Below are 11,244 nucleotides of genomic sequence, written 5' to 3' on the forward strand. Positions count from 1 at the left end.
GCCCATGCAATCCCGTGAGTGAGAGACGATGAAAGACCTGCTGAATCCTTTCAAGACGTTCGACGAGATCGAGGATTTCGACGCCATCCGCATCGGGCTGGCCTCGCCGGAGATGATCCGCGCCTGGAGCCGAGGCGAGGTTAAGAAACCCGAAACCATCAACTATCGGACCTTCAAGCCGGAGCGCGACGGCCTGTTCTGCGCCAAGATTTTCGGCCCGACCAAGGACTACGAGTGCTTGTGCGGCAAGTACAAGCGGCTCAAGCATCGCGGCGTGGTCTGCGAAAAGTGCGGCGTGGAAGTCACCTTGGCCAAGGTGCGGCGCGAACGGATGGGCCACATCGAACTGGCCTCGCCGGTCGCTCACATCTGGTTCTTGAAATCGCTGCCCTCGCGGATCGGTCTGCTGTTGGATATGACCCTACGCGATATCGAACGGGTGCTGTATTTCGAGTCTTTCGTGGTGATCGACTCCGGCATGACCCCGTTGGAGAAAGGCCAACTGCTGACCGATGAAGCCTATCTGGAAGCCGTCGAGCAATACGGCGACGACTTCGACGCTCGCATGGGCGCCGAGGCGGTGCGCGAGTTGCTGAAAGGCTTGGATCTGAAACAACTGGTCGGCCAATTGCGCCAGGAAATCCTGGAATGCAGCTCGGAAACCAAGCTCAAACGGCTGTCGAAGCGCCTGAAGTTGATGGAGTCCTTCCTGAATTCTGGTAACAAGCCGGAATGGATGGTGCTGACCGTGCTGCCGGTGCTGCCGCCCGACCTACGGCCGCTGGTGCCGCTAGACGGCGGGCGCTTCGCCACCTCCGACCTGAACGATCTTTACCGCCGGGTCATCAATCGCAACAACCGGCTCAAGCGCCTGCTGGAGCTGAACGCCCCGGACATCATCGTCCGCAACGAAAAGCGGATGCTGCAAGAGGCGGTGGATTCCTTGCTGGACAACGGCCGGCGCGGTCGGGCCATCACCGGCACCAACAAGCGGCCGCTAAAATCGCTGGCCGACATGATCAAGGGCAAGCAGGGCCGGTTCCGCCAAAACCTGCTCGGCAAGCGCGTGGATTATTCCGGCCGCTCGGTGATCGTGGTCGGCCCCACCCTGCGCCTGCACCAGTGCGGCCTGCCCAAGAAGATGGCCTTGGAGCTGTTCAAGCCGTTCATCTTCAGCAAGTTGCAGTACCGTAACATGTCGACCACCATCAAGGCCGCCAAGAAGATGGTCGAGCGCGAGGAGCCGGCGGTTTGGGACATCCTGGAGGAAGTGATCCGCGAGCATCCGGTGATGCTCAACCGCGCCCCCACCCTGCACCGCTTGGGCATCCAGGCGTTCGAGCCGGTGTTGATCGAAGGCAAGGCCATTCAGCTGCACCCGCTGGTTTGCACCGCCTTCAACGCCGACTTCGACGGCGATCAGATGGCGGTGCACGTCCCGCTGTCGATCGAGGCGCAACTTGAAGCCCGCGCCTTGATGATGTCCACCAACAACATCCTGAGCCCGGCCAACGGCGAACCGATCATCGTGCCGTCGCAGGATGTGGTGCTCGGCTTGTACTATCTGACCCGTGACCGGATCAACGCGCGCGGCGAGGGCATGGCCTTCGCCGACGTGCGCGAGGTGCATCGCGCCTACGAAAGCCGCCAGGTCGAATTGCACGCCCGGATCGAAGTGCGCTTGCCGCCGGAGAAAATCGGCGCGGCCGACGCCGGCGATGGCCCCACGCGGGTCAAGACCACGGTCGGGCGGGTGCTGCTGGCTGAAATCCTGCCCGAAGGGTTGCCGTTTTCGCTGGTCAATCAAGTGTTGACCAAGAAAACCGTCTCGCGCTTGATCAACGAATGCTATCGCTGGTTGGGCTTGAAGCAGACCGTGATCTTCGCCGACCAACTGATGTACACCGGTTTTTATTACGCCACCCGCTCCGGCTCGTCCATCGGTTTCGAGGATTTCAAGATTCCGACCGAGAAGACCGCCCTGCTGGAGAAAGCCGAACAGGAAGTCAAGGAAATCGACTCGCAGTACACCTCGGGTCTGGTGACCAAGGGCGAGCGCTACAACAAGGTGGTGGATATCTGGTCGCGCACCAACGATCAGGTCGCCAGCGCCATGATGCGCAACCTGGGCAAGGAAAAAATCCGCAACCGCGCCGGCGAAATGGCCGAGCAGAACTCTTTTAATTCGGTGTTCATGATGGCCGACTCCGGCGCGCGCGGCTCGGCGGCTCAGATCCGCCAGCTGGCGGGTATGCGCGGGCTGATGGCCAAACCGGATGGCTCGATCATCGAAACCCCGATCAAGGCCAATTTCCGCGAAGGGCTGAGCGTGCTGGAGTACTTCATCTCCACCCACGGCGCCCGTAAAGGCTTGGCCGACACTGCCCTCAAGACCGCCAACTCCGGCTATCTGACCCGGCGCTTGGTGGACGTGGCCCAGGATCTGGTGGTGACCGAACCCGATTGCGGCACCCACGAAGGCGTGTGGATGACGCCGGTGGTCGAGGAAGGCGATGTCAAGGACCCGCTGCGCGACCGCGTGCTGGGCCGGACCGTGGCCCGCGACGTCTTCCAACCGGGCGGCGACGATGTAGCGATTCCCGCCGGCACCCTGCTTGACGAAAAATGGGTGGCGCAACTGGATGAAATGGGCATCGACAACCTCATGGTGCGTTCGGCGATCACCTGCCGGACCCGCTACGGCGTCTGCTCGGCCTGTTACGGGCGCGATCTGGCGCGCGGCCATCGGGTCAACAGCGGCGAATCGGTCGGCGTGATCGCCGCCCAATCCATCGGCGAACCCGGCACCCAGCTGACCATGCGCACCTTCCACATTGGCGGCGCGGCCTCCCGGACCACGGTGGTCAACAACGTCCAAACTAAATCCAAGGGCTTACTGCGCCTGCATAAAATGAAAGTCGTGCAACGGCGCGACGGCCATCTGGTGGCGGTCTCGCGCTCGGGTGAAATCACCCTGGTCGACGAGCAAGGCCGCGAGCGGGAACGCTACAAGGTGCCGTACGGGGCCGAGTTGTCAGCCGACGACGGCAGCCCGGTCGAAGCCGGTCAAGTCATCGCCCGCTGGGACCCCTACACCCATCCGATCGTCACCGAGGTGGCCGGCTTCGTGCGGTTCGCCGAGTTCGAGGAAGGCATCACCGTCCAGCGCCACACCGACGAAATGACCGGTCTTTCCAGCCTGGTGGTGATGGACCCCAAGCAGCGCGGCGCCTTGGGTAAGGACAAACGCCCGATGGTGCGGTTGGTGGACGAATACAGCAACGATTTGTTCATTCCCGGCACCAGCACGCTGGCGCAATACCCGTTGCCGGCCGGCGCCATCGTCAATCTGGCCGACCACGCCGAAGTGGCGGTGGGCGACGTGATCGCCCGCATCCCACAGGAATCCTCCAAGACTCGCGATATCACCGGCGGTCTGCCACGAGTGGCGGACTTGTTCGAAGCCCGCAAGCCCAAGGAACCCGCGATTCTGGCCGAGAAATCCGGCATCATCGAATTCGGCAAGGAAACCAAGGGCAAGCAGCGGCTGGTCATCCGCGACAAGAACGGTGAAATCCTTTACGAAGAGCTGATTCCGAAATGGCGGCATGTCGGCGTGTTCGATGGCGAATACGTCGAACAAGGTGAAATCATCGCCGACGGCGAACTCAACCCGCACGACATCCTGCGGCTGCTCGGCGTGCAGGAACTGGCGGCCTATCTGGTCAAGGAAATTCAGGACGTGTATCGGGTCCAGGGCGTTAAGATCAACGACAAACACATCGAGGTGATCATCCGCCAGATGCTGCGCAAGGTCGAAATCCTCGATCCGGGCGAAACCAACTTCATCAAGGGCGAGCAAGTCGAACGGACCCGAGTGATGGAAGAAAACGACCGGGCTCAGAGCGAGGATCGCATCCCCGCTCGCTGGCAACCGATGCTGCTCGGCATCACCAAGGCCTCGCTGGCGACCGAGTCGTTCATTTCGGCGGCGTCGTTCCAGGAAACCACGCGGGTGCTGACCGAAGCGGCGGTGCGCGGCTTGCGCGACGACCTGCGCGGTTTGAAGGAAAACGTCATCGTCGGCCGGCTGATTCCGGCCGGCACCGGACTGGCCTATCACCTACAGCGGCGGCATAACTGGGTTCCCAGCCGACCCGCCACCAGTGACGGCCATGTGTTCGAGAGCAGCGAAGCGGAGCTGAAGCCGGTATCCGAAGACAAAAGCGACGACAGTGAGGTCGACTCCAAGGATATGACCGCCTAAACCCACATCGCCACCGGGAAAGGCGGGAAGCGCGCGGCGTCTCCCGCCTTTCTTTTTGAACGCCCACTTCCCCACTTCCGTCCGCTCTTAGCCGCTGCCCGCCCTTTATGACCGCCCTATTGGAAGCCTGCCAACTGGTCAAGCATTTTCGCGGTGTAAAAGCCGTGGATGGCCTCGATTTAGCCATTTCGACCGGCCGCTGCTTCGGCTTGCTCGGGCCGAACGGCGCCGGCAAAACCACCACGGTCGAACTGCTGGAAGGTATCCAGGAACCCACGCGCGGCGTTATCCGCTATCGAGGGGAACGGCTCGGCGCGCGCTTCCGCCAGGATATCGGCATCATGTTTCAATCCACGGCGCTGCAAGATTTCATCACCGGCCGCGAGAACTTGCGGATGTTCGGCAGCCTTTACCGGCGCACCTTGCCAGTGGCGCAACTGATCGAGGATTGCGCGCTGGGCGGCTTCATCGATCGCGACAGCCGTAAACTGTCCGGCGGCCAACGCCAGCGTTTGCTATTGGCCATCGCCCTGGTCAACGACCCGGAGTTGATCTTCCTGGACGAGCCGACCACCGGACTCGACCCACAGGCGCGCCGCAATTTTTGGGAGCTGGTCCAGCGGATCAAGGCGCGCGGCAAGACCCTGCTGCTGACCACGCATTACATGGAAGAGGCTTATCATCTGTGCGATGAGGTCGCCATCATGGACCACGGCCGCATTATCGCTCAGGGTACGCCCAGGGAATTGTTGGCCGCTCACTTCGACGATGTGGTGCTGCAACTGCCCCAAGCCGATTTCTCCAATCCTCCGCTTTCTCCCGCCTTGACCGTGATTCAAACCCAAGACAGCGTGGAAATCCTGACTCGCGATGTCAACGCCGCCATTGAGGAGTTGCTCGCCCATCACATTTCCCTGAGGCGGCTGCAAATCCGCCCGCGCACCCTGGAAGACCTGTTCCTGGAATTGACCGGTCGGGAGTTACGGACATGAGTTTCAAACGCTTTTGGGCGTTGTTTGCCTGCCGCAACCTCGAATTTACGCGAGACCGCTCTTCACTGAGCTGGAACCTGCTGTTTCCGCTCTCGCTGATCGCCGGTTTCGCCTTCGCCTTTTCCGGGCCGGGGTTGACGCTGTACAAAGTCGGCGTGCTGGGAGCGACCGAGGCCTCGAACATCCGCGAATTTTTTCAGACCCGTTATATCCGCTTCCTGCCGGTGGTCGATCTCCCCTCGGCCTTGACCAAAGTCGAACGGCACCAACTCGATATGGTGATCGATACCGCCGGAGGGCGCTATTGGATCAACGAAGAATCCCCGCAAGGCTATGTGCTGGACCGAATGCTGCATTCGACGAGTACCGACCCAACCGCTTTCAGCAAACAAACCGTGAACGGGCGTCTGATCCGTTATGTCGATTGGGTGCTGCCGGGCGTGTTGGCCATGAATATGATGTTCAGTTGCCTGTTCGGCGTCGGCTACGTCATCGTTCGCTATCGGAAGAATGGCACGCTCAAGCGGCTGCGAGCCACTCCGTTGACGCCCTTGGAGTTTTTATCGGCTCAGCTCGCCTCGCGCCTGTGGTTGATCCTCGGTTCGACGGTCCTGGTCTTCATCGGCACCCATTGGGTGATTCGCTTTCCGATGCACGGCTCTTATCTCAATCTATTCATCGTGTTCGCGCTCGGCGCTATCAGCCTGATGAGCCTCGGCTTGCTGGTGGCCGCCAGAACCACCAGCGAAGAATTTGCCGCCGGTTTGTTGAACGTGATGAGCTGGCCGATGACGTTTTTGTCGGGCGTCTGGTTTTCCCTGGAGGGAGTACACCCTTTTTTGCAAAAAGCCGCGCAACTGGCGCCGCTGACCCATATCATCGACGCCGCGCGGGCGGTGATGCTCGATGGCGCGGGCTTTGCGGAAATTTCCGGTCATCTGCTGGCCTTGGGGGCGATGAGCGCCATCGCCATGGGGCTCGGCGTCTGGCTGTTTCGCTGGGACTGAGCACCTCCGACCGAAGCCGGCCAAAGCCGCAAACGAACCCGCCTGTCGGCCGGTGGTCATAGCTATCGTCCCGCCCCAACCCGGAGCACGCAACCATGCCGTGGTCGAACTTCAAACACCCGCAACCGCAGCCAGAACAGGCGTTACCGGGCAGAGTGGCCCCGCTGCGCGCGCCAGAGCGCCATTACGTCAACGGCCAGCCCTTGCAACCGCCCTTTCCCGCCGGAATGGAGCAAGCCATCTTCGGTTTGGGCTGTTTCTGGGGCGCGGAACGAAAGTTCTGGACTCAGCCGGGAGTCTATACCACCGCCGTCGGCTATGCGGGAGGATGCACGCCCAATCCGACCTATGAACAGGTGTGCAGCGGGCTGACCGGCCACGCCGAGGTGGTGCTGGCGGTGTTCGACCCCGCCATCATCGCTTACGGGCAATTGCTTGCAATCTTTTGGGAATCACACGACCCCACGCAAGCGATGCGGCAAGGCAATGATGTCGGCACTCAGTACCGTTCGGTCATCTATACGTGCGGCGTCGCCCAACAGGTCGTCGCAATGGCCAGTCGCGACGCTTACCAGCAGGCGCTGAGCACCGCCGGCTATGGGCCGATTACCACGGAAATCATTGATGTGCCGACGTTTTATTATGCCGAGGACTACCACCAGCAGTATTTGGCGAAAAATCCCGGCGGCTACTGCGGTTTGGGCGGCACCGGAGTAAGATACTCGCGGGAATCGCTGGCGTGATTGGCGTACGCTTTTAAATATATCAAATTGCTATATTTTAAGACCGCCGTCGGAGTGCCCTGCTTGAAGCGAGCGTAGGATTTTGGCCGTTCAAAAGCCGAGCGGCGCTTACAAACTCCCTACGATATCCTTGATCGTCGCTTTTATCGTTTTCAGGGCGCCCGGAGACAGATTTAAAAACTCAAACCCGGTATTGAAAAATCCAGGATTCACGTCTTCATCGTGCCACACGCTTTGGGCCTCGACTTCGATAGTTTCCTTGCGACCGCTTTCCAAGGAAACATCCATCCGAAAACGAAACTGCTCCCCATTGGCAATAGGCGTTTCGCTCAATAGCTGAATGCCGCCCAAACTGATATCCACGATATGGCCCATCAAGGCATCGGTGTCCCGATTGTAAACGCAGAGATAAAATTCCACGCTGTAGCGCTCGTACGCACGCCTTTCCTCCACATCCCAATCATTTTCTATCAGTTCGTTCGTCGACATGAGTTCACGGCTCTCCTATCCCAAATTATCCGCCAGTCTTCTATAGCGCCAACTAACATCCACCCCATCAGCCGAATGCGTGGGTACTTCGCCCTCGACTGAAACTTCATCAAACGTTAACGGCGCGCCGGTGGTGTCGCCACAGCCGCAGACGAGTTCGCGCCTCCTCCAGTCCCGCGCCGTCGCGCTCCAAATTCTTGATGCACCGAGCGTGCATCCTTCCCTGTCGAGGCGCATACTTCCTGGCGGAGAGCAAAAAATCGTGTTTTAGCCGCGAGCGAGTCGATTTTGGATATATCGCTCGGCCAGGCCCGCGCCAGCCGTCTTGCCGGGAGGTCGGGTAGTCGTTTTTCTTTATTACTAAGCAAGTTGCAAAAAGCCGCCGGCCATCATCCCTTTTATGGCACACGCTTCAAACCGCACGCCTTTTCAAAATTTCGATGCTAAAACACTTCGGTTGAAGAGATCTGACGGGGCCGGTAACCCCGGCAAGAACGTATCTCTTTATACTATAGGGTTTTTGAGCGTGTTAGAACATTAATTCTTGGGGAAATGGCGATTATTGGCTAAAATTTAAGAAAATCGAAGGGTAACCTTTTAAAAAGGAGACATTCATGCCTATTCGTAAGGTACTAGTAGTCGATGATTCTCCGACTGACCTGGCAAATATAAAGGACATTGTAACTGATGCTGGCTGCGTGGTGGTCACGGCGACCAGCGGTGCGGAAGCCATCGCGAAAGCCAAAGCGGACAAGCCGGATCTGATCTTCATGGATATCGTGATGCCGGGCATGGACGGCTACGCCGCCTGCCGGTCCCTGCATACCGAGGCCACCACCAAGGGCATCCCAGTCGTCTTCGTGACCAGCAAGAACCAAAAGGCAGATCGGCTTTGGGCCCAAATGCAAGGAGCGAAAGCCTTCGTCACCAAGCCCTATAACGCCGACGCCATCGTCGACCAACTAAAGGCTTTCATTTAACATTTTGTTAAACCTGGAACATTATGAGCGACAAGGCTGTAGCACCCCCCCGGCGCTGGCTGAAACCTAGCGCCGCTCTAAATCGCTTCAAACCGCCGCCGCGCGGTGTGATCTCCAACGTCGCACCGATCGAACGCCGGCGAGCGCGATATGGCTTTCGGATCGGCGGGCTTGGATTGCTGATCGGTCAGGATACAACCAGCCAGGTCCTTGAGCATACGCAAGTCTATCCCTTGCCCAATACGCCGGTGTGGCTTTTGGGCTTGATCAACCTGCGCGGCAATTTGACCCCGATTTTCGACATAAAGGACTTTCTCCAGTTGGAAAATCAAGATACTTCGGAAAAGCGTCGTTTGTTGATCCTGGATCAAGCGGAAAAAGCCGTAGGCATCCTCATTGACGGATTACCCCACACTGCAATGACCCAACACGTCCTGACTCGCCTGCCGCCACTGCCTGCGGTATTGGAACCTTACGTTGCCAAAGCGTACGCCCAGGACGCCATGATCTGGTTAGAATTCGACCATCAAGGTTTTTTCCAAACGTTGGGTGGTTTATTAACAACCGCCTGACGACCCGGCGCAGCCGCTGGCCGCCATTACAAGTTTATGAGCACCAACCTGAAAAAAGGCGCTGACAAGCGACAGATCGTTCCCAATCAAGGCGCCGAATGATCGGCCGTTCGAGAGGGTTTTATGCCCTGGCTCGGTTGGCGCTGCCCGTACAGCCGGCGGCGCTACCCGTCAGCTTGCCGCGCAGCGCGCGAAATACCGGGCATTATGGCGCGACTTATCGAGTAGAAAGTCGGGCGCGGTAACAAGACACGAGAATCGATACCAACATTATGGCCACCGGCCCTCGGTCGAAAGCACGAGAACCGACCTTGTGGAAGTGGCGTGACTCAACAACAGCAATGAGGTAACAACAGCCATGGGCGGTCAGAAGATCAATTCGCGTTTGACGTTTACTATTATCCTGCAGCTAGTGATTCTGGTGGTGACCGGCCTTATTGCCGGCTTTGGTATGAATCGCGCCAGTAACGCGGTCGACCAAATCAATCAAACCGTCATTGCCCAGAACGAAGAATTCCGCCTGAACAAAATCCTCAACGAAGATTTGCTGGGATTGGTCAACGGCGCCAATCGCGGCACCATTACCTGGGAAGAAGCAGCGGCCAACCTCCCCCGCGTCAAGGCCGCTTTCCAGGATCAGTGGCAAAAATTAGCGTCCGTGGTGGAAACCGCCGAAAGAGCGCATATGGAAACCGCTGACTTAGGCGGTGCGAATAGCGTCAATGAAATCTTTAGTGAATTAGAAAAATTATTCACCGCTCGCGATCACGGCCGCTTGAGCCTGTTCGTTGCGAACGACCTCGACGCCGTTCTGAATCCTTTTCTGAAAAGTCGGACCGAACATACTAACGCACTGGCGGCGGAAGCCAATAAGAGCTTGGCGAACGCCCAGAGTTCCACCCGAAATTTCCTCATCTTGATCGGCTTGATCACGGTGATCGGCATGATCATCGCTTTCTTCCTGAGCACCGCGACGTATCACGCCATCATGAATCCCATCAATCAACTGACGGCGACGATGCGCGAGGTCGGCGAAGGCAACTACTCGGCGCGCACCGGATTGGCGGGCGATAACGAGCTGGCGGACTTGGGTCAAACCTTCGATCAAATGCTGGACGAGCGCGTCAACGCGTTGGTCTCGGTCGAGCAAGAGAACGAACAACTGAACGACTCGATCATCAACCTGTTGCAAGCGGTTTCGCAATTAAGCCAGAGAGACTTGACGGTCAGGGTTCCGGTCACCGAAGACATGACCGGTCCGGTCGCCGACGCGCTCAACTTGCTGACCGACGAAACCGCCAAGGTATTACAGGGCGTGAATCGAATTTCGGAAGAGGTGGCAACCGCCTCCGACAAAGTGAAATTACAGTCCGACACGGTAATCGCCGTGGCTGAAGACGAGCGCAAAACGGTGGAATTAGCCACCTTCGAACTGTCTTCCGCAGCCGAAGCGATGCAGCAGATCGCCCAGCTGGCGCAAACCTGTAACGCCGCCGCCGAAACCGCCATTAAGACCACCCAAGCGGCGCTGCAAACGGTGACCGGAACGGTCAACGGCATCAACAGCACCCGCGACACCATCCGCGAGACGGAAAAGCGCATCAAGCGGCTGGGCGAACGTTCCCAGGAAATCAGCGGCGTGGTGAACCTGATCAATACCATCGCCGAGCGCACCCACATCCTCGCCTTGAACGCCAGCATGCACGCGGCCTCGGCCGGCGAGGCCGGTCGCGGTTTCGCGGTGGTGGCCGACGAGGTACAACGCCTGGCTGAAAACGCGCGCGAGGCCACCTCCCAAATCGCCACCTTGGTCAGCAACATTCAAACCGAAACGGCGGACACGGTGACTGCCATGAACACCGCCATCAGCCAGGTCGTGGACGGTAGCCGGTTGGCCGAACAAGCAGGCGATCAGATGAAACGCACCCAGGAAACCACCTCCGAGCTGGTGGATGCCGTGCAGGAAATTGCGGCCCGCTCGCAAGAACAAGCCCGCATCAGTACCCAGTTGGTGGACCGCGCGCATCAGATTCAGGAAGGGACCCGCAAAACCAGCCAACAATTGCAAGAGCAGACCATCCAGACCACTAATCTGGTGGAATATGCCAAAAACTTGCTGAACTCCGTGCGCGTGTTTCGATTGCCGGCGTAAGCGACAGCACCTTGACCGTGGAGCAGGGATTATCGCTACTTG

8 protein-coding genes are annotated in these 11,244 nt (G+C 58.8%); 7 read left to right on the forward strand and 1 reads right to left on the reverse strand.

Annotation, left to right across the window (positions count from 1 at the left end):
• Nucleotides 1-28: 28 nt before the first annotated feature.
• The 4 genes from rpoC to msrA all read left to right on the forward strand — a co-directional run bounded on the left by rpoC (nt 29) and on the right by msrA (nt 7,009).
• On the forward strand, nt 29-4,267 hold the full coding sequence (gene rpoC / locus IPK09_05870) for a DNA-directed RNA polymerase subunit beta' (GenBank protein ID MBK7983142.1): 4,239 nt from the start codon (nt 29-31) through the stop codon (nt 4,265-4,267).
• Between the two features lie 107 nt (nt 4,268-4,374).
• A complete protein-coding gene (locus IPK09_05875; GenBank protein MBK7983143.1) occupies nt 4,375-5,259 on the forward strand; it encodes an ABC transporter ATP-binding protein in 885 nt (294 codons plus the stop codon).
• On the forward strand, nt 5,256-6,266 hold the full coding sequence (locus tag IPK09_05880; GenBank protein ID MBK7983144.1) for an ABC transporter permease: 1,011 nt from the start codon (nt 5,256-5,258) through the stop codon (nt 6,264-6,266). The genes IPK09_05875 and IPK09_05880 overlap by 4 nt, the downstream gene beginning before the upstream one ends.
• Nucleotides 6,267-6,361: 95 nt before the next feature.
• On the forward strand, nt 6,362-7,009 hold the full coding sequence (gene msrA, locus IPK09_05885; protein ID MBK7983145.1) for a peptide-methionine (S)-S-oxide reductase MsrA: 648 nt from the start codon (nt 6,362-6,364) through the stop codon (nt 7,007-7,009).
• A 108-nt stretch (nt 7,010-7,117) separates the two neighbouring features.
• On the opposite strand, the gene IPK09_05890 is transcribed toward msrA, so the two are convergent.
• A complete protein-coding gene (locus IPK09_05890; protein MBK7983146.1) occupies nt 7,118-7,498 on the reverse strand; it encodes a PilZ domain-containing protein in 381 nt (126 codons plus the stop codon).
• Between the two features lie 614 nt (nt 7,499-8,112).
• On the opposite strand from IPK09_05890, the gene IPK09_05895 reads away from it, so the two are divergent.
• The 3 genes from IPK09_05895 (at nt 8,113) to IPK09_05905 (ending at nt 11,202) form a co-directional block, all read left to right on the forward strand.
• Entirely contained in the window at nt 8,113-8,478 is a 366-nt protein-coding gene (locus tag IPK09_05895) for a response regulator (GenBank protein ID MBK7983147.1), read from the forward strand.
• A 107-nt stretch (nt 8,479-8,585) separates the two neighbouring features.
• Nucleotides 8,586-9,050 (forward strand): chemotaxis protein CheW, encoded by a 465-nt coding sequence (locus IPK09_05900; protein MBK7983148.1) that lies wholly within the window; start codon nt 8,586-8,588, stop codon nt 9,048-9,050.
• A gap of 385 nt (nt 9,051-9,435) precedes the next feature.
• A complete protein-coding gene (locus tag IPK09_05905; GenBank protein MBK7983149.1) occupies nt 9,436-11,202 on the forward strand; it encodes a HAMP domain-containing protein in 1,767 nt (588 codons plus the stop codon).
• The last annotated feature ends 42 nt before the right edge of the window (nt 11,203-11,244 follow it).

The organism is Candidatus Competibacteraceae bacterium (genome assembly GCA_016713505.1).
Classification (GTDB): domain Bacteria; phylum Pseudomonadota; class Gammaproteobacteria; order Competibacterales; family Competibacteraceae; genus Competibacter_A.